The sequence below is a fragment of the Neobacillus sp. B24 genome (assembly GCF_055381825.1).
On sequence record NZ_AP035777.1, the window covers coordinates 4,331,092 to 4,351,378 of the forward strand.

Annotated in this window: 15 protein-coding genes and 1 other annotated feature; of the genes, 6 read left to right on the forward strand and 9 right to left on the reverse strand. The window is 41.2% G+C overall.

What is annotated here, in order from left to right; all coding sequences use genetic code 11:
• Positions 1-68: 68 nt before the first annotated feature.
• The 4 genes from thiI to refZ all read right to left on the reverse strand — a co-directional run bounded on the left by thiI (position 69) and on the right by refZ (position 5,103).
• Complete coding sequence (gene thiI / locus ACZ43M_RS21535; protein WP_464504558.1) at positions 69-1,274, reverse strand: tRNA uracil 4-sulfurtransferase ThiI; 1,206 nt, start codon at positions 1,272-1,274, stop codon at positions 69-71.
• Positions 1,271-2,416, reverse strand: coding sequence for a cysteine desulfurase family protein (locus ACZ43M_RS21540; protein ID WP_464504559.1), 1,146 nt, complete (start codon positions 2,414-2,416; stop codon positions 1,271-1,273). The genes thiI and ACZ43M_RS21540 overlap by 4 nt, the downstream gene beginning before the upstream one ends.
• A gap of 112 nt (positions 2,417-2,528) precedes the next feature.
• Positions 2,529-4,217 (reverse strand): septation ring formation regulator EzrA, encoded by a 1,689-nt coding sequence (gene ezrA / locus ACZ43M_RS21545; RefSeq protein WP_464504560.1) that lies wholly within the window; start codon positions 4,215-4,217, stop codon positions 2,529-2,531.
• 253 nt (positions 4,218-4,470) lie between these two features.
• On the reverse strand, positions 4,471-5,103 hold the full coding sequence (gene refZ, locus ACZ43M_RS21550; protein WP_464504561.1) for a forespore capture DNA-binding protein RefZ: 633 nt from the start codon (positions 5,101-5,103) through the stop codon (positions 4,471-4,473).
• A 154-nt stretch (positions 5,104-5,257) separates the two neighbouring features.
• Between refZ and ACZ43M_RS21555 the strand changes: the two genes are divergently transcribed.
• A complete protein-coding gene (locus ACZ43M_RS21555) occupies positions 5,258-5,737 on the forward strand; it encodes a GAF domain-containing protein (protein WP_464504562.1) in 480 nt (159 codons plus the stop codon).
• Between the two features lie 33 nt (positions 5,738-5,770).
• On the opposite strand, the gene megL is transcribed toward ACZ43M_RS21555, so the two are convergent.
• Together megL and ACZ43M_RS21565 are read right to left on the reverse strand one after the other, a co-directional pair.
• Complete coding sequence (megL, locus tag ACZ43M_RS21560) at positions 5,771-6,955, reverse strand: methionine gamma-lyase (RefSeq protein ID WP_464504563.1); 1,185 nt, start codon at positions 6,953-6,955, stop codon at positions 5,771-5,773.
• A gap of 93 nt (positions 6,956-7,048) precedes the next feature.
• A complete protein-coding gene (locus ACZ43M_RS21565) occupies positions 7,049-8,479 on the reverse strand; it encodes a sensor domain-containing diguanylate cyclase (RefSeq protein ID WP_464504564.1) in 1,431 nt (476 codons plus the stop codon).
• A 375-nt stretch (positions 8,480-8,854) separates the two neighbouring features.
• Between ACZ43M_RS21565 and rpsD the strand changes: the two genes are divergently transcribed.
• Positions 8,855-9,457, forward strand: a complete 603-nt coding sequence (gene rpsD / locus ACZ43M_RS21570) for a 30S ribosomal protein S4 (RefSeq protein WP_464504565.1) — start codon at positions 8,855-8,857, stop codon at positions 9,455-9,457.
• Positions 9,458-9,549: 92 nt separating this feature from the next.
• On the opposite strand, the gene ACZ43M_RS21575 is transcribed toward rpsD, so the two are convergent.
• Positions 9,550-12,309 carry a transglycosylase domain-containing protein gene (locus ACZ43M_RS21575; RefSeq protein ID WP_464504566.1) on the reverse strand — a complete coding sequence of 920 codons (2,760 nt, stop codon included), beginning with the start codon at positions 12,307-12,309 and terminating at the stop codon, positions 9,550-9,552.
• Positions 12,310-12,452: 143 nt separating this feature from the next.
• Positions 12,453-12,669 (forward strand) — a binding site (T-box leader).
• Positions 12,670-12,710: 41 nt separating this feature from the next.
• On the opposite strand from ACZ43M_RS21575, the gene tyrS reads away from it, so the two are divergent.
• Positions 12,711-13,964 (forward strand): tyrosine--tRNA ligase, encoded by a 1,254-nt coding sequence (gene tyrS / locus ACZ43M_RS21580; protein ID WP_464504567.1) that lies wholly within the window; start codon positions 12,711-12,713, stop codon positions 13,962-13,964.
• A 604-nt stretch (positions 13,965-14,568) separates the two neighbouring features.
• On the opposite strand, the gene acsA is transcribed toward tyrS, so the two are convergent.
• Positions 14,569-16,287 carry an acetate--CoA ligase gene (acsA, locus tag ACZ43M_RS21585; RefSeq protein WP_464504568.1) on the reverse strand — a complete coding sequence of 573 codons (1,719 nt, stop codon included), beginning with the start codon at positions 16,285-16,287 and terminating at the stop codon, positions 14,569-14,571.
• 205 nt (positions 16,288-16,492) lie between these two features.
• Here acsA and ACZ43M_RS21590 point away from each other — a divergent pair, with 205 nt between their 5' ends.
• The 3 genes from ACZ43M_RS21590 (at position 16,493) to ACZ43M_RS21600 (ending at position 19,065) form a co-directional block, all read left to right on the forward strand.
• The gene (locus ACZ43M_RS21590; protein ID WP_464504569.1) at positions 16,493-17,125 is read left to right on the forward strand and encodes a GNAT family N-acetyltransferase; all 633 of its coding nucleotides are present in this window, start codon (positions 16,493-16,495) and stop codon (positions 17,123-17,125) included.
• A 123-nt stretch (positions 17,126-17,248) separates the two neighbouring features.
• Positions 17,249-17,896, forward strand: coding sequence for an acetoin utilization AcuB family protein (locus ACZ43M_RS21595; RefSeq protein WP_464504570.1), 648 nt, complete (start codon positions 17,249-17,251; stop codon positions 17,894-17,896).
• Positions 17,893-19,065, forward strand: a complete 1,173-nt coding sequence (locus ACZ43M_RS21600) for an acetoin utilization protein AcuC (protein WP_464504571.1) — start codon at positions 17,893-17,895, stop codon at positions 19,063-19,065. Before ACZ43M_RS21595 ends, ACZ43M_RS21600 begins: the two co-directional genes overlap by 4 nt.
• Before the next feature lie 42 nt (positions 19,066-19,107).
• On the opposite strand, the gene ccpA is transcribed toward ACZ43M_RS21600, so the two are convergent.
• Positions 19,108-20,112: a catabolite control protein A gene (gene ccpA / locus ACZ43M_RS21605; protein WP_464504572.1), complete on the reverse strand. Its 1,005-nt coding sequence runs from the start codon at positions 20,110-20,112 to the stop codon at positions 19,108-19,110.
• Positions 20,113-20,287: the final 175 nt, after the last annotated feature.

Sequence of the window (20,287 nt, forward strand, 5' to 3'; positions counted from 1 at the left end):
AAAATTGGTAATTATTCACAAAAAACTCACAAATAGCAAAGGAAATATCACTTGGCTGTTCGTTTCATTTAGAACAAGTCAAATTCCGATTCTGATTTCCAATCCGGTTTTATTTGAAGCGTTTCAACTTCTTCTACCGCTTGGTTAATTAGGGGTTCAAAATCAAAATAACTCTCATATTGGCTTACTTTTTCCCGCTTCGGTTTTGTTTTTGGTGAAGCCGGGACAAAGATCGTGCAGCAATCTTCATACGGACGATTGGAAATATCGAGTGTGTCAATTTCACTCGCGATTTTAATAATATCTGTTTTGTCCATCGAAATCAAGGGGCGCAAAATAGGTGTATTTGTTACCTCATTTATTGCATACATGCTTTCAAGCGTTTGGCTTGCAACCTGCCCAAGATTCTCTCCAGTTATGATTGCAAGTCCTTCTTGCTTTGCACGAATTTCATCAGTAATTTTCAGCATCATTCTTCTTGTTGAAGTCATCGTATAATTTTCAGGAACCTGCTCCCGAATCGCCTGCTGAATATCAGTGAAATGAACAATATGAAGTTTCATGGAACCTCCACTGATTTCAGCCAATTTTTTGCACAGGTCAATAACCTTTTCTTTTGCCCGTTCGCTCGTAAACGGCGGGCTAAAAAAGTGGACTGCTTCCACCTCAACTCCCCGTCTCATGGCCATATAAGCTGCCACAGGGCTGTCAATCCCGCCTGATAGCATCAGCATGGCTCTCCCGCTAGACCCAAGTGGAAGCCCCCCAGCTCCTTGGATGGTCTCACATGACAGATAAATAGCTTCCTTTCGGATTTCAATCCGCAGGTTAATATCCGGATTTCTGACGTCGACCTTTAAATTAGGAATGTTTTGCAGCAGGTGTCCCCCGATTGTATGGTTGGTCTCATCGGTATTTAGTTCAAAAGTTTTGTCCGACCTTTTCGCTGTCACCTTAAAGGTGTTCCCGGATTCATACAGGGATTTTACCAGCTCCAATGAAGCCTGCTTTAAGATTTCTATATCTTTTTCGACCTTGATGGCAGGACTGAAGGATTGAATCCCAAATATATTCTTTAATTTTTCAATAATTTCTATCCCATTTTCACCATTTAATAATACATACATCCGGTCCCTGCTTGCCTCAATTTTTATGTTTGGAAACGATGTTAAGGCTATGCGGACGCTCTTTCTTAACTTATCAACAAATTTGTTTCGGTTTCTTCCCTTTGTAGAAATCTCACCGTAACGGATTAAAATGCGGTCATAATTCATTTTTTCATTACCTTTCCCAATTGATTTACTGTTTGCTCAATAGCTCTAATGACTTGAATTGCTTCTTGTTCGGTATTTTCAAATGAAAGGCTTATCCTAATTGCACTCGCAGCCAATTCCTCGGAAATTCCCATCTCAAGCAAAGTATTGCTCGGCAATTTCTTTTTCGAGGAACAAGCGCTGGTGGTTGAGACAAATATGTCCCTTTGTTCCAAAGCATGGATAAATACTTCAGATTTAATTCCGTTTAAGGAAAAATTCAGTATATGCGGTGCGAAATTCTCAACCGGGGTATTAATTGTAATTCCTTCAATATTTGATAACCCATTCCGAAGCAGTGTATGGATGTTCTTCAGCGTTTTTACTCCAGTTTCCCGCTTCATCATCACTAATCGCAGCGCCTTGGCCAACGAGACGAAGCCCGCCACATTTTCTGTGCCACTTCTTAACCTGCGTTCCTGATTTCCACCGGAAAATAGCGGTGTTAGTTTCATGCCTTCACGAATATATAAGACACCGGTTCCTTTTAAACCATGAAATTTATGGGCTGATATTGAGCATAAATCGATTCTGCTTTTTGAAAGGGATAGAGGGATCTTGCCAACCCCCTGCACTGCATCTACATGATAAATAATGGTAGGATAATCCTGTAACAGTTCACCAATTTCCTCAATGGGCTGAATACTTCCCACTTCATTATTTACGTGCATGATTGAGATTAAGATCGTATCTTTACGGATTGCCTGTTTAACTGCCGATAAAGATACCCTGCCGCTTTGATCTACCGGCAGATAGGTTACCTCAAAGCCCTCCAATTCAAGCTGTGCTGCCGCATCCCGAACCGATGGATGTTCAATTTTGCTTGTGATAATATGACGGCCTCTGTTTCGATGTTGGAATGCTGCTCCTTTGATAGCAAGATTATTGCTTTCCGTACCGCCAGAGGTAAAAAAGATTTCGCCAGGCTTTGAACCTAATAGCTTAGCAACCTGTTCCCTTGATTGGGTCAGCAGTTTCTCTGCCTGTCCGCCGAAGCTATGCAAGGATGATGGATTTCCAAAAAAGTCTCCTGATACCTTTATAAAAGAATCTAACACTTCCTTATATGGTTTCGTTGTAGCGCTATTATCAAAATAAATCATGGTCGTCACCCTTCTAAATATGCCACTTTATCGAAGTAAATCTTAACACAAATATATTATGTTGAAAAAGGAAAATAAAAAAACCGACTTATAAAATCGGCTTTTCATCAGATTATTGTATTACCGTAGTGGTTTTTATTTTTTTTAATGCCTCTGGGTCGATTCCCTCCAAGGAAGCAGCTGCCTCCTCTAGTGCCCGTAGGTAGTCATATTGTCTGAATGCATTTTCTGCCTCGTTTAATCCCCTGGCAACTGATGGATATTGCGAACGATAACGATTTCCATATTGAATCGCCCGCTCCGCCAGTTTGACATTTTCAATCAGTTCAGTAGTCGTATTAACTAGTTTCTCAACCGTCAGCATGGCGATTTCCAAATATTGATTCAGAGCGGAAATATTTAGCGGCTTTTCCTCAAGCTGTAACTTAACATTTTGGATACTCTCATTTGTATCTTCAAGTAGGTACTTGTAATCTTCCGGCAATCCTGGGACATTCCCTTTTTGAACCTGACGGAGCGTATCGCCCACTTTTTTGGTCAATTCTCTAACCTTATCCCTTGCCTCTAATTCATCTTTCCGTAAGGCTTGCAGCTTTTCGGCAAAGTCTTTCTGTTCATCGAGGATCATATCCAATTGTTCCTTAATTTCACTCAGTTCCTCGCCAATAATGGAGTGAGCTGTTTGATTTAACTTTAATTTTTCAATTAAAATTTCATAGCGTTTATCAACAGCAGCAAGTTCCTTCTCCATACTCATCATTGTTTCCAAGTCTTGATCTGAAAGACGGTAGCTGGCTTGAACATGAAGGACTTCCTTCGCCAAGTTTTTATTTTCTGCTTCGGCCGTTCCAAGCAGATTTGAGGTTATCTGTTCGTTTTTCATAACAAAATGCTTTGCATGAACCTCTTTTTCCAGTAAATCAAACAAAATATCAATTCTTTGCTTAACCTCTTTTACTCCCTCTAAAGCATTGTCAATATCTGCCTTTTCAACAAGGAGCAAATACTCCTTGAGCTTTTCTTCGAGCCGTTTGACTTCCTTTTCAACATGAATATGTTCTAAGTAATAGCCTTGCTCTGTCATTTCTTTATGTCCGGAAAGGACGTCGCTCAACTGATTTGGCAGCAATGATTGACATTCAATTAACAGTTGTGGAATCACATCCATATGATTCTTAACAGTGGATAATTTATTTTGAATCCAAAGAACGACTTCACGTGCTTCAAGATAATTCCCCTGTTCCGTCTTTTCTTCATACTCATGAAATTTTTGTGTTACTCCTTCAAGTGCTGTTTCCAATGACTTCTCTGAATTTCCAAAGCTGTGACGATGAGCGAGCAGGTTCTTCTTTGACTCCCGGTACAACTCTTTTAATTGCTCTATTTCAACCCTATTTTTCTCCTCACTTCCAACAAGCTCATGCAGCTCTTCCAAGATATCTTTTACTTGATTTTCAGCTTCCTGCAGTTTTTCAGTGATTCGTAGTTGAACTTCCTTTGCTTTTTTAAACCGATAGCGGTCTATGTATTCTTCGGCATCAAACAGCATTTCTTCCAAATCAGGAAGTTTCACTGTTACAACATCATCCCACTGATTCCGCCAGTGCTCAAACAGTTCTTCCGTTTGTCCGGTCATATTCAATTGTTTGACTTTAGACATTTCATCCGGTATCGGCCGGTTAAATAAATCAATTTTCCATGCTTCAAGCCGATCCATTTCTTTAAAGTGCTTCTTTTTAATTAAATATCCAAATACAAACAAGGCCAGTATCAGGATAAAAACCCCAATGATAAATTTCACTTGTATGCCCCCTATTCCGAACAAAAACGTAATCCAATCTATTTTAAATAAATCTCGTCGTATTCTAATTCGATGCCTTAATGATACCATGTAAACGACATTTTTTGACTATTATTTTCAATTTTTTTGTAAAAGAAAATAAAAATAAATCTTTTTGTAAAGATTGGTTTAAAAATTGTTTAAAAAGCAAAAAAGCACTTCCCCGAGTGGATACTCCTCAGAGAGTGCCTGTTATGGTGACATGGTTAATGTTCTATTTTATGACAGCTTCTTTTTTCGGCTGAATCTGTGAACATAGCAGCTGCTCAATCCATTGATTTATTTCTTTTAAATATTTTTGTTCGAAGAATTGCTCATTTGGAAAAACATACAATACTTCTCTCATATAATGAGTATTACTAAACGGCATCATGAGTAACCCTTTTAGCTGAATAATTAGGTAAGGGATGGAATGCGGCCGGAACTCGTTCCATTCAAAGCCCCGTTCAAATATCTTTTGAAAATAGTATTTTTCTTTCAGGGAATAGGTTGACATAATCTCTCTTACCATTTGCGAATCAATTGACATTTCCCGATAAACAAAGCTCGCAAGTTGGATATTTTGACATTGAAAATGAAGCAAATCTGCGATAACTTTCTTTAAACACGCTTTTGCCCCCTTATCAATATAACGGAAGGCTTCTTCCATTCTGCCAAGATATTGCTCAAAAAAGTAGGTAAAGCAATATTCCAACAGGCCGGCTTTATTTTCAAAATGATAGGCAATGGTCGCTGTATTAACCTTGGCTGCTTTGGCAATGTCCCTCATTGATGTTCCAGAATAGCCTTTTGAATTAAACAACAAAATAGCAGCCTTTACAATCTCTTCTTTTGCATTAGTCTTCATTGTATCTCCCCCTTTGGAACATCAATATCCCCATAACATACAAATTCTTTGCGTTTTTAAAGAATCCTTTAGTAAAATGTCGACAAAGTCTGCTCTTTTCCTTCTTTTTCTGCTAAAATGGACTATAAAACTTATTGAAGAAAGGGGAATTTCCATGTTTAACGTCGAAAAATACACTGAAAACCGTGAAGAGAATTATGAACTGTTGAAAAAACAGCTTCATGCTTTAATACACGATGAAAAAAATCAAATTGCCAATCTTAGCAATGCTGCAGCCTTATTGAACCAATTTCTCGATCGAATCAATTGGGTTGGCTTTTATTTAATGGAAGAGGGCGAATTGGTGTTAGGTCCGTTTCAGGGTCTGCCAGCCTGTATTAGAATCCCGGTTGGAAAAGGGGTATGCGGCACAGCCGCAGCAAAGCGGGAAACCCAGCGAATTGCCGATGTTAACCAATTCCCTGGACATATTGCCTGTGACGCCGCCTCTCAATCAGAGATTGTCATTCCGCTTGTGAAAGGCGAAGAAATTATTGGGGTATTGGACATCGATTCACCAGAAAAAGATCGTTTTGACGAACTGGATCAGGCAAAGCTAGAAGAATTTGCTGACATTTTAGTACAGCATTTATAAAAATGAAAACTCGCCAGTCGATGGCGAGTTTCTTTATATTTTTTCCAATGCCTGTTCTAAGTCTGCCTGAAGGTCTTCATATGCTTCGAGACCAACCGAAAGCCTTAGCAGTGTCTCTGAAATGCCCATCTTTAATCGTTCTTCCTTTGGGACAACCGCATGGGTCATCGTCGCAGGATGCTGAATTAATGTTTCACAATCGCCCAAACTTACGGCAATTTTTATTAACTGTAATTGATTCATAAATTCCTGGGCTGTTTCCTTTGTTCCCTTAACGGAAAAAGATATCAACCCTCCAGGCTGCTTCATTTGATTTTTCATGATTGGATAATCGGGATGCTCCGGGTCACCGGGATAATAAATACATTCAACCTTTGAATGATTTCGCAAAAATTCAAATAGCTTTCTGGCATTCTCACAATGGCGATCCATTCGGACAGGCAAGGTTTTGATTCCCCGCAGCAAAAGCCAGGCGTCAAATGGAGAAATGATCCCGCCAATATCTTTCTGGACACTTTTTGCCAAATGGGTAATAAACTCCCCGTTACCAATAACCATACCGGCAATCACATCACCATGACCACAAATATACTTGGTTGCACTGTGAATAACAATATCACAACCAAGTTTAAGCGGGGTTTGCAGGTAAGGAGAACAGAATGTATTATCGACAACAACTGGGATCCCTTTTTCTTTCGCCACCCTCGCCGCCATCTTCAAATCAACTAGCTTCATTGTTGGATTAATTGGGGTTTCAATGTAAATACAAGATGTATTTGGCTGTATTTGACTTTCTATCGTTTCTGGGGAATCCATTACAGAAAAACTGTGGTCAATATGATACTTCTCCTTTAATAACTGCAGCAGTCCGAAGGTACAACCATATACTCCTTGTGAACAGAGAATATGATCTCCTGACTTCGTTAATTGGACTAATACCGCACTGACTGCCGCCATCCCAGATGAAAACGCGAGGGCAGACTCCCCTTTTTCGAGAACAGCCATTCTTTCTTGTAAAACTTTTACTGTCGGATTGCCCAAACGCGAGTAAATATAGCCCTGTTCCAGTCCGGCAAAACGCTTTTCCCCTAGCTCAGCAGTTTGAAATGTAAAGGTGGAGGCTTGATAGATAGGCGGTACCAAACTTCCTTGATGCTCCTCGTTCTGATAACCAGCATGAATCACTTCTGTTTCAAACCGAGCATTCTTTTTTCCCAAATGAACCTCTCCTCCCAAGTGTAAACGCTCCCAAATTTATATAGTATATGATAACGGCTTAAACAAAGACACCCATAGAATCATGAGTGTCCTTTATCCAGCCATTATATTGTCACCTTGCGTTACCACCTTGTTTTTCCCCGTACCCTTGGCCATATAAAGTGCATCATCGGCACGTTTAAATAATGCCTGATACGAATCAAGCTGGTCTTTATGCCAATAAGATACACCACATGAGATGGTTATTTTAGGCATAGAATTATGGGCAACTGCCTTTACTAACCTGCTGGCGATTTCCGCCCCGGCACTTAAAGGGATTCTCGGCAAATAAATAGCCAACTCCTCTCCACCCCAGCGTGCGCCAATATCATTTTTTCGGATGTAAGATTTGATAATCCCGCCTACTTGAATCAACAATTTATCTCCAACCTGATGGCCATGCGTATCATTAATTTTTTTAAAATTGTCAATATCAATCAGGATAAAGCAACCTTCGATATCCTTTTTCATAGATTGCTCAATTTTCTCGTCCAGGTAATTTCGGGAATGCAATCTTGTCAAATGATCGGTGATCACCATCTTCTTTAATTCCTCACGCAGCATCGTATTAATTAGCGCCAACGAAGAATTTTGAGCCAAGGACTGTAACAGCTGAAAGGATTCAAACGAAAAGAAGTAAGGCTCTTCGTGCATGACGACAACGAAGCCTCTAACAAGCCCATTTCGAATCAGCGGTATGGCCATAATTGAATGAAAGCTTTTTACATTTTTTATTGGATTCAAACTAATGTCACTAAAAAATAGTGAATCTTTTTCATGAAGAAGTTTTTCTTTTATGTAATTGGAATAAACGCGTGCCTGTTTCGAAAAAAAGTAAGGGGTTGAACCGGGGAGTACTTTCACTTTTACTTGATCTTCAGAAACCAGAAAATAACCTATTTCCTGGGCATCAAATAGGGATTGAATTTGTTCTGTTATATACGTCATTGTTTCTGATAATCGCATGTTTGAATTTAAACGTTGGGACGTTTCATTCAGCAATGTTAAATTGGCCACAAGTTGCTGTGATTGTTGATAGCTTCGGGCATTTTCAAAAGCGCTGCCTGTACTGTTTGCCAATAACAAAAGATATTCAATCTCATGTTCAGGAAATTCCGAGGAATTTGGTGCAATGACCTGCAGGACCCCGTGTACCCCCTGTTTTCCCTTTAACGGGGCATAAAGAATGGAATGGTTAGACATCGGTGCTTGTTCGATTTGATAATTCCCTGAAACATAAGCATTTACTGCCGTTACATTTTCACTGTCATCATCAAACTCCATAATTGGAAGGTCACTATGGCTATAAGTTTCTTGTGAAAGCAGTAAATAATAGTCAAGATTCGGATAGATTTCTCGCAGTATCGTAAATAATTCACTTAGTACATGCTCCGTTTTCATTAATGCGTGAAGTTTTTCCGATATTTGATATAATGTTTTATATTTTTCTAGTTGAAATCGAAGTTCTTTCTCATCAACATTCATGTCATCTCCACCTAATATGCATCAATCATCTCATTACAAAAAATATACATTACATCCTAATTATAGTTATATTTAGGGTATAATTGGAAGATAAAAGTTGAAATTAATTAATATTTATCGCTACACAATTTCTTATTCAAAAAACATTCTTGACTAAATAGGTATAAAAATTATATAATACTTTTTGTGTAAAATATTGCAGCCTACGTGGACAACTTTAATACGTTCATTTTGTTCCTCACAAGTAACTCTTGCGATGGTGCATCGAGTAACCCTCTGCTGCTAGGGCGATGGTGCATGAAAACGAAATGGCTATAATGGATGTTCCTGCGGTTTTTATTTTACAAAATAAAAACAATAGAGGAGGAGTCTTTCATGGCTCGTTATACCGGCCCAAGCTGGAAATTATCCCGTCGTCTTGGAATCTCTCTAAGCGGCACAGGTAAAGAATTAGAAAAGCGTCCTTACGCTCCAGGACCACATGGTCCAAACCAACGCAAAAAGCTTTCTGAATACGGATTGCAATTGCAAGAGAAGCAAAAGCTTCGTCATATGTATGGCGTTAACGAGCGCCAATTCCGTAACCTGTTCGTTAAAGCAGGCAAAATGAGCGGCGTTCACGGCGAAAACTTCATGATTCTTCTTGAATCTCGCCTTGACAACCTTGTTTACCGTTTAGGTCTTGCTCGCACTCGTCGTGCAGCACGTCAGTTAGTTAACCACGGTCACATTTTAGTGAATGGGTCTCGCGTAGATATCCCATCATACCGTGTACTTCCTGGCCAAACAATCAGCGTTCGTGAAAAGTCACGCAACCTTGATGTTATCAAAGAAGCAATCGAAGTAAATAACTTCGTACCTGATTATTTAACTTTCGATGCTGACAAATTAGAAGGTACTTTCACTCGCTTACCTGAGCGTTCTGAATTACCTGCTGAAATTAACGAAACATTCATCGTTGAGTTCTACTCAAGATAATCGTTACAAAAACCTCGGAAACTTGTTTCCGAGGTTTTTCTTTTGTTAATAAAAAAATAACCGCACCGTAAAATTTCGGTGCGGTTACTCTTTTATTGCGGTATTACAGCCTCAGACCCAGTCCCTACCTCAACAATGTTGGATGGAGCAGATTCTTTCCCGGCAATGTCGACTGCCGTAACATAATAAGTTCCGTTTATCGCATTATACGCCAAACTGGAGCCGGCGGTAATGCTTGCTACTTTGTTTGAAATGAGACTCCCTTGGTAGACACGGTAACCTACGACATCCTTATCAGGGGAGGCTGACCAAGTTAGTGTATTTCCTGATACTGTTAAACTTACACCATCCGGGTTCTTGCCGTTATCGCTCATCTTGGAACTAGAGACAAGAATTTTCCCCCAACGTTCCCGATTCGGAATCAACTGGCTAATATTTTTAAAATCCTTCCCTACCAATCTTTCGACAAAGTCAGGATTTAAGATCATTCCCGGTTGGGTAAATTCTTTTGGGGTTGAATCCAGTGCCAGATATCGTTTGTCCCCAATACTTACATATGATCCTTCAATTAAGCTGTCATCTACCTTAGTCGGTACATCTTTTATATTAAAATAGTCACTTTCAACTAATCCAGCCTTTGTGCAGGCAGCGGATGGAAGCATTCCCGATACCGCACAATAACTGCGCTTGACGATGCCCTCTGGCATCGCAAAACTCTCTTTTGGAGCAACTAAATCCGGCTTAATTTTATAGGCTGCATTCATTAACTCTGCCCAGAGATTATTTGTCCGTTGACTGTAGGACATCCCGGAGATCTTCAGTGATTTCGGTGTATCATATCCTGTCCAGATTCCGAGAGTTACATTCGGGTTCATTGCCACGAACCATGAATCCTTATAATCATTTCCTGTACCGGTTTTACCGGCCCAATCAGAGCTAAAAGCAAGTCTGCTCTTGATTCCGGCAGCTGTTCCCGAATTGATGACATCCCGCATCATATCAAGGGTCAAATAAGCTGTTTGCGGTTTGAACACGTCTACCGGCTTAACCTCATGCTGGTAGACGATTTTGCCGTTACTATCAACAATTTTTTCAATCATGTACGCATCGATAAATTTTCCGCCATTGGCATAGGTTGCAAAGGCGTTAGTATTTTCCTCTACCGTGACGCCGTTTGCCAAAGAACCAAGCGCAGCGGCCAAGGTTGTGTAATCATCTTTCCGAAGTGAGGTGAACCCCATTTTCTCAAGATATTTCGCCGGTTTTTGATCAATGATTTCCGAGTATAACTTAACCGCCGGCACGTTATACGACTTCGCAAGCGCATATCGTGCGGAAACCAACCCGCTGTAGCGGAAATCATAGTTTTGGGGCCATGGCTTTGCTCTACCCGGAATAAAATTCAATGCTACGTTTGGCAGTGGAGTACCTGGTGAAGCTTTCCCCAGTTCAATCGCTGGACCATAAACAAGCAGCGGCTTCATAGTGGAAGCATTCGAGCGTACTGCGCTCGTTGCATGGTTCAGCTGCTGTTTGTTGTAATCCCTTCCACCAACAAAGCTGATGATCCTACCGGTTTTATTTTCAATCAGTTCGGCACCAACCTCGACAGGCTCCTTCACCGTAATCATTTCACCAGTATCCGGGTCTTTCTTTTGCTCCGGTTTTTCCGGTCCATAATTCCGGTAATTATCCTTTACCACTTGATGGACATCGTATATTTCTTTATCAATCGTTGTATGAATTTGATACCCGTTTTGGCGCAAATTTTGACTGGCTAATCCTTTATACTTATAAAAAAGACTTTCATCCTCTTTCAAGTCTTTTTCAGAATAGCCATCATTCTTCGCTAATACTGTCGTGAGAACATCGATGGCCCGCTTTTCGACTTCAAATGTAAGCCATGGATAGTTATCAAGCGGATTGGCAGTCGGCTTCGTAAAATCCTTGGTAATATCATAGGCTAATCCCTCTTGATATTGTGTTTCATTAATATACCCGCCATCAAACATCCGTTTAAGCACTGTTTTCATCCGGGTGATACCAGGCTCAAGGTTCGTTTTCACTTGTCCATCTCTTGTAAATGGTGTATAACCGAATGGACTTTGCGGCAAACCTGCAATGAAAGCAGCCTGCGGCAGTGAAAGTTCCGCTGCTGTTTTTCCAAAGATCCCTTTGGCAGCTGCTTGGACTCCAGCAATGTTCCGTCCAGAAGCGTTTCGTCCAAAGGTTGAAACATTTAAATATGCTTCGAGGATTTCCTTTTTATCGAAGAATTTCTCCAAGCGAAGCGCCAGTAAAATTTCGTTTGCCTTTCGCTGAAACGAAACCTCATTGGTGAGGATTTGGTTCTTAATTAATTGCTGGGTCAAGGTACTGCCGCCCGATTGAACCGAGGCGTTGGTTACTTCCTGAAAAAGAGCACGGAATACTGCTTTTGGAACAACCCCTTTATGCTGATAAAAGTATTCATCCTCGGTAGCGACTACTGCATTAATAAGGTTATCCGATACCTGGTCAAGCTTCACTTCTTCCCGTTCCAAATCTGTCCTGAGTTTTCCTAAATAAACATCATTAGCAAAATATAATTCCGAAGTCTCTGTATAATTATAAATATCCTTTTTCATGCTATTGTAGGAACGGACCGGTTCGTCTTTAACCAAGGAAGCAAAATAACCTGCACCAACCCCTGATGCAAAGGCGCCTCCCAAAATGAAAACTGTTAAAACAAGGAGAAATAAATTCCACACAACTGAATAGGTAATTCGGGCTCCTTTTACAGTTCGTTTATGGGTAATTAAATTTAAGACGGATTTGGCTTTTTCCAGCCAATCTTGCCATTTTTCATTCATAGCATCACCTCTTATAAAATCACCTACAATTATAGCATATGGAAGCGGTGAAAATTGACAACGTTCTACAATTTTCTAAATTTTCCATTTGGCGTTTGACTTTAGTCTTAATATATGATAGAAATATTATTAAATTAAATTTCTTAAAAGCTTTGAAGGGAACCAATTGTAGTTCTTCTATCCCTGTTATGAAGAGAGGCAGCGTCCGGTGCAAGCTGTCACATATAGAAGAATGAATTACATCCTCGAGCTTTCTCTGCGAAAAATGAGTAGCGGAGACCGGTTGAAACCGTTATTTTTATCAAGTTGGAGGAGTTATCCTCAAGCTGGGTGGTACCGCGTATGTATTACGTCCCTGCAATTTGCAGGGGCGTTTTTATTTTTTATTGGAGGTTTTGAAAATGAATTTATTAGAGGATTTGAAATGGCGAGGTATTATTTATCAGCAAACAGATGAAGAAGGGTTAAAAAACCTTTTAGATAACGAAAAAATCTCCTTATACTGCGGAACAGATCCAACTGCTGACAGTCTCCACATCGGCCATTTAGTGCCATTTCTGACATTAAGGAGATTCCAGCAGCATGGACATCGCCCGATTGTATTAGTTGGCGGCGCAACAGGAATGATTGGTGACCCAAGCGGAAAAAGTGAGGAACGCAAGCTGCTGACAATTGAAGATGTTCTGAAAAATGCCGAGGGGATTAAAAGACAATTAGAAGCGATTTTTGATTTTGAAGGTGAAAATGGCGCTATAATGGTTAATAACTATGATTGGACCAACTCGATGAGCGTGATAGCGTTCTTGCGTGACATCGGCAAGCATATCGGTGTTAACTACCTGCTCGCCAAGGACACGATTGCATCCCGGCTTGAAACAGGAATATCGTTTACCGAGTTTACCTACACAATTTTACAAGCAATGGATTTCAATCACTTATATGATCACCATAACTGTAAAATGCAAATTGGCGGCAGCGACCAATGGGGAAATATTACCTCTGGCCTTGAATTGATTCGGAAAATGCACGAGGAAGAGACAAAAGCGTTTGGGATGACGATTCCGCTTGTAACGAAATCCGATGGAACAAAGTTCGGTAAATCGGAAGGCGGGGCTATATGGCTTGATCCAGAAAAGACAACTCCATATGAGTTCTACCAGTTTTGGATTAACACAGCAGATGCCGATGTGGTAAAATACTTAAAACTATTTACATTCCTTTCACATGAGGAAATAGAGGGATTAGAAGGAAGTGTTCAGGAAGAGCCGCATCTGCGCAAGGCGCAAAAAGCGCTGGCTGAGGAGATGACTCGTTTGATTCATGGCGAGGAAGCACTGCAGCAGGCTATCAAGATTTCACAGGCGTTATTTAGCGGGGATGTCCGCAGTTTATCTGCTGCTGAAATCAAACAGGGCTTTAAGGATGTCCCTTCATATGAGGCTCAAGGAGAAACAGATTTGGTTGAGCTGCTAGTAGCGGCAAAAATTTCTCCATCGAAGCGCCAAGCCCGTGAGGATATTACGAATGGTGCCGTGACGGTAAATGGTGAGAAAGTCACTGATTCAACTTATGTATTGCAGGATTCCGATCGCATCGAAGGACAGTTTACAATTATTAGACGAGGGAAAAAGAAGTATACGTTAATTAAATACTAATTTTTGTGGATTATGGCTTTGGAAAGGAGTTTCCAAAGCCTTTTTTTATGGAGGATTGGCGTAGTGGACGCTGGGTTTTCCTTACTCTACTGCTCCAATAAGGACCATTGGCGTAGTCGATGCAGCGAAATCCACCTTCCACTGCTCCAATAAAGCTCATTGGCGTAGTCGATGCAGCGAAATCCGCCTTCTACTGCTCCAATAAAGCTCATTGGTGTAGTCGATGCAGCGAAATCCGCCTTCTACTGCTCCAATAAGGCTCATTGGCGTAGTCGATGCAGCGAAATCCGCCTTCTACTGCTCCAATAAGTTGATTGAAGACATTTTCATTGATTTTTGAGCAAAAACTGTCCTCTATCAGGCCCATTAAGGACAGTTCCGCCTATTTTTAAACCAAAAGTGTCCTCTATAAGGTCGATAGAAGACACTTCCCTTAATTTTTCACCCGGAACTGTCCTCTATAAAGCTCATTGAGGCCGCTTCCTCTGGTTTTTCAAGCGATACTGTCCTCAAGAACACAAACGCGTGAATTCAACTTCATCATCATAAAAAAACACCCAAACCGCAATAAACACGATTTGGGTGTTCCCACTCCCACTAAATATTAGTCTTCCATTGTAGATAAATCACCGGTCGGCAGGTTCAATTCCCATGCCTTTAACACACGGCGCATGATTTTACCGCTGCGGGTTTTTGGCAGCTTGTCGCGGAAATCAATTTCACGTGGTGCTGCATGAGCAGCAAGACCTTTTTTGACAAACTGTCTGATTTCTTCTTTCAACTCTTCTGTTGCCTCATACCCATCACGCAGTGCCACGAATGCCTTAATAATTTCCCCGCGGACAGGGTCCGGCTTTCCGATAACGCCAGCTTCAGCAACAGCTGGATGCTCCACAAGCTTGCTTTCTACTTCAAACGGTCCAACACGCTCGCCTGACGTCATAATGACGTCATCGACACGGCCTTGGAACCAGAAGTATCCGTCTTCGTCCATATAGGCCGAATCACCTGATACATACCAACCGCCAGGCATAAAGTAAGATTCATATTTCTCCTGGTTATTCCAGATTGTATGCATCATCGATGGCCAGCCTTTTTTAATTGCCAGGTTGCCCATTCGATATGGAGGAAGCTCATTGCCTTGGTTATCGACAATCGCTGCAACAACACCTGGAATTGGTTTGCCCATTGAGCCAGGCTTGATTTCCATACATGGGTAATTACTGATTAATTGTGCACCAGTTTCGGTCATCCACCAGTTGTCATGGATTCGTTTGTTAAATACCTTTGCACCCCATTTTACAACCTCAGGGTTTAATGGCTCGCCGACACTTAAGACGTGGCGAAGGCTATTCAGATTAAACTTTTTGACTAGCTCGTCTCCTGCGCCCATTAACATCCGGAATGCGGTTGGAGCACTATACCAAACCGTCACGCCAAAATCTTCGATCATTTGGTACCAGGCTTCAGGACTGAAGCGGCCGCCGATAATAACATTGGACGTTCCGGTTAGCCATGGACCAAAAATGCCATAAGATGTACCCGTCACCCAGCCAGGGTCAGCAGTACACCAATATACATCATCCTCTTTCAAATCAAGCACCCATTTTGCTGTTTGATAATGCTGAATCATTGCATTATGTACATGCAAAACGCCTTTAGGCTTCCCGGTGGAACCAGAAGTATAGTGGAGAATCAATCCATCTGTCCGTTCCACCCATTCAATCTTAAGTTCTTTGCTTGCAGCTTCAAATTTTTCTAAAAAGTTAACGGACGTGCCTTGTTCCTCGACATTTTTTCCAACAAGGAAAATAGTTTTCAGCGCAGGAAGATCCTTAACAGGTACTCGATCTAATAATTCAGGAGTTGTCACTAACACTTTCGCTTCACTGTCTTGTAACCGGTCCCTGACGGCTCCTTCCATGAATGCTTCAAATAACGGGCCAACAATCGCCCCTAGCTTGATTGCCCCCAAAACAGTAAAGTAAAGCTCAGGAGAACGCGGCATAAAAATAAAGACACGGTCACCCTTTTCAACATCACCATAATTTTTTAACACATTCCCGGCTTTGTTGGACAGTTCTTTCATTTCTTTGAAGGTATACTTTTCATTTCTCGATCCATCACGATAATATAAGGCAACCTTATTTTTTCGAAATGTATTCACATGGCGGTCGATTGCTTCGTATGCCAGGTTGACAAGACCTGTTTCACTCCAAGAGAAAGCCTTTTCTGTCTCTTTCCAGTCAAAGTTCTTGTAAGTCTCTTCGTAATTCGTTAGGTTGTGCTCCCCTTGCACAACTGGTAACGCTTCCACTTTCATTCAATCTCCCCCTTTGCAGTATTGTAAGATTATTATAGTACAAACAATAACTATTCACAATTTTAAAAATATATTTTTAGAAGAAAACTATTAATCTTGTATAGTGAGGCGAATTTTAAGAAAATTTAGTGAAAACGCTTTAATCAGACTAAATTCATGTATAATAGATTTGATACCACTATAGATTTTTTCCAGGGGTGACCAAATGGAGCATAAAAAAACCTATAATGCCAAGGAATTGAAGACTCCTAACGGGAAACTACTAATTGAGGGCCCTGTTTCTCCAGATAAACTGGCAAGCTATGATTTCCATGAAGACCTCGTTGCCTTCCGCCCGCCAATGCAGCAGCATCAAGCACTGATTGGAATTGCCGATTTAGCGGAAGGAAGAATTATTATTGCCCGCCATCAAAATACCATTGTAGGCTATGTTACCTTTCTCTATCCAGACCCGCTTGAACGTTGGTCGGAGGGAAAAATGGATAATTTAATTGAGCTGGGAGCAATTGAGGTGATCCCAAAGTTCAGAGGTTCCGCCGTTGGGAAAAACCTGCTGATTGTGTCCATGATGGACGATGCCATGGAAGATTACCTTATAATCACAACTGAGTATTATTGGCATTGGGATTTAAAGGGGACCAAATTAAACGTTTGGGAATATCGAAAAGTCATGGAAAAAATGATGAATGCCGGGGGATTGGAATGGTATGCAACCGATGATCCCGAGATTTGCTCGCACCCGGCCAACTGTCTTATGGCCAAAATTGGTAAGCGCGTTGATACCGAGTCAATCCAAAAATTTGACCGTCTAAGATTTATGAACCGGTTTATGTATTAATAGAAAAGCGGAAGCGCCTTCGGAACATGCCCAGCTTGTTCCTGCGAAGTCTATTTTCTTAAAAGCTTTCCTTAGTGGCTAGGCGCTGAGCTAGACATTTTTTTAGAACCGAGGGGATTGCAAATGATTGTGGAAGAAATCATGAAAACGGATGTGGCAACACTAAGTCCAACCGATACAATTGCAGATGCAATGGCTTTAATGGAAATCAGGAAGATCCGCCATATTCCCGTCATCAATCATGATTCGCATTTAGTCGGACTGGTGACGGTTGCTAAAATAAGAGAAGCAACCCCGTCCATTTTTCACGCAAATGAACATCCTGACATTTTAAAGAAGCCGCTGCAGACAATAATGGAGCGTGATGTTATTACTGGACATCCTCTCGATTTTGTTGAAGAGACGGCAGCACTTTTCTATGAACACAAAATCAGCTGTATTCCAATCATAAATGACAGAAAACTAGTGGGTATTATTACAGAAACAGATTTATTACGGACAATGATTGAATTAACAGGTGTCCACCAGCCTGGATCCCAAATTGAAATAAGGGTGCCGAATATTTCAGGTGCGCTAAGTCATGTTGCGGACATCATTCGCAAACGGAATGCAAATATTCTTAGTGTGCTAGTTTACCCGGATAATCAGGATCAGGCATTCAAAATTCTCGTCCTCCGGGTTCAACTGATGAATCCCACCGGACTAATTCAAGACCTTAAACAGGCTGGTCATCAGGTTTTATGGCCTAATCTTCCGGGGATGACAATATGAAAGACAGCTGTGCCTTTATCTACTCGGAAGACTTGTTGAACTACAAATTCAGCAGCCATCATCCGTTTAATCAATTCCGGCTTAAACTGACCGTCGATTTATTAAATCGAATCAATGCCTTGGATCACTATCAGATTATTCCGCCCCGAATGGCCACAGAGGAAGAATTGACATTAATCCATGACCCCAGCTATATTGATGCAGTAAAAAAAGCAGGACAAGGATTATTGCCGCAGGGAATTGCGGAGAATTATGGGCTGGGGACGGAAGATACCCCGATTTTCCCCAATATGCACGAAGCCAGTGCCTTGATGGTGGGCGGCACATTGACAGCAGTCGATCAAGTGATGACAGGTAAAGCGCTTCACGCCTTACATCTGGGCGGTGGATTGCATCACGGTTTCCGAGGCAAAGCTTCGGGTTTTTGTATTTACAACGATAGCTCTGTAGCAATTAAATATCTACAAGAAAAATATAATGCCCGGGTATTATATATCGATACAGATGCTCACCATGGGGATGGCGTGCAGTGGTCATTTTACGATGACCCAAATGTATGTACTCTTTCGATTCATGAGACCGGGCGCTATCTATTCCCTGGCACAGGAAATATCAATGAGCGCGGCCAAGGAGCAGGCTATGGTTATTCTTTTAATATACCTGTCGATGCCTTTACCGAGGATGAATCATGGCTCTATGCTTACAAAAACGCCTTAAGAGAAGTAGCGGAGTTTTTTAAGCCCGATGTGATTTTAACGCAGAACGGTGCCGATTCGCATTATTATGACCCGCTCACCCATTTATCGGCCACGATGAAGATTTATCGGGAAATTCCGAAACTGGCCCACGAGATGGCTCATAAGTATTGTGGCGGCAAATGGATTGCGGTTGGGGGCGGCGGTTATGATATTTGGCGAGTTGTCCCAAGGGCATGGGCACTGATCTGGCTTGAGATGACGGAAAACGCAAATTGTTATGGCCATTTGCCGAGCGACTGGATTAGCCAGTGGCAAAAGCAGTCACCGGTCGAACTGCCGCAGGAATGGGATGATCCGGAAAATATTTACCCACCCATACCAAGAAAACCGGAGATTACTGAAAAGAATATGCTAACCGTTGATAAAGCGTTATATCCGATCCGTAATCATCAGCGAAGTGAGTCCATATAAAAGGAAAACAGCCAACCCGTAAAAAAGGGTTGGCCGTTTCTTTTATTCTTTTGTAGATTGGCGGTGTTCAATCCGATGCGGCAGGACAACAATCTGTTCTGCCACTTTTTCTTTATTCATTAACTTCGTTAACAGTCGCATCGCAACGGCACCAATGTCATATAAAGGCTGCACGATGGTTGTCAGCTGCGGCCGTACCATCAGTGACAAACGTGTGTTATCAGAAGTAATCACTTCAAAGTCCTCTGGAATCCGGTAACCCTTATCTTCTGCTCCATGAACAACACCAAGCGCCATTTCATCTGCACCAACAAAAATAGCTGTTGGTTTTACAGACGCTTCCAATAATTTTTCAAATGCTTCAATTCCGGAATCGTAGGTATATTCCCCTTCAACAATAAGTTCCTCATTTAATGGAATGTTTGCCTCTGCTAAAGCACGCTTATAACCATTCAATTTTTTAATCGAGATATCCGGTTCATAAAGTGGGCTTATGACAAAAGCGATATGCTTGTGGCCCCTGTCAATAAATTCTTTTACGGAATCATAAGCTGCCTGTTCATACTCAATATTAACAGACGGTATCTGATGGGAATCTTCGATTGACCCGGCAAGTACAATTGGAACCGGCGACCTTTCAAATTCTTCTACATGTTCAGGAGTGATATGCCCGCCCATAAACACAATGCCATCAACCTGCTTGCCAAGCATGGTATTTAGTAAGTGCAACTCTTTGTCCATATTCTGATCAGAGTTGCTTAAGATGATATTGTATTTATACATGGTTGCAATATCTTCAATACCACGTGCAAGTTCAGCAAAAAAGATATTCGAAATATCCGGGATAATCACTCCGACAGTGGTTGTCTTTTTGCTGGCCAATCCTCTTGCTACCGCATTTGGACGGTACCCAAGTCTATCAATGACCTCCATAACTTTCTTTCTAGTTACCGGTTTTACATTGGGATTCCCGTTAACGACACGAGAAACCGTTGCCATCGAAACATTTGCTTCACGGGCAACATCATAAATTGTTATATTATTCACTAGTAACACTCCCCTAAAACGAGCATTGTTTACTTTATTTTACAACATACAGAAGAATTCTAGTCATGGCTGTTCATTGTGAGATAGTAAACAATCTTAATTATGTATTTAATGATACGACAAGAAGTGAAAAGCCGCAATTGCCTTTGTCAACATTTTTCGCAATTATGCCAAA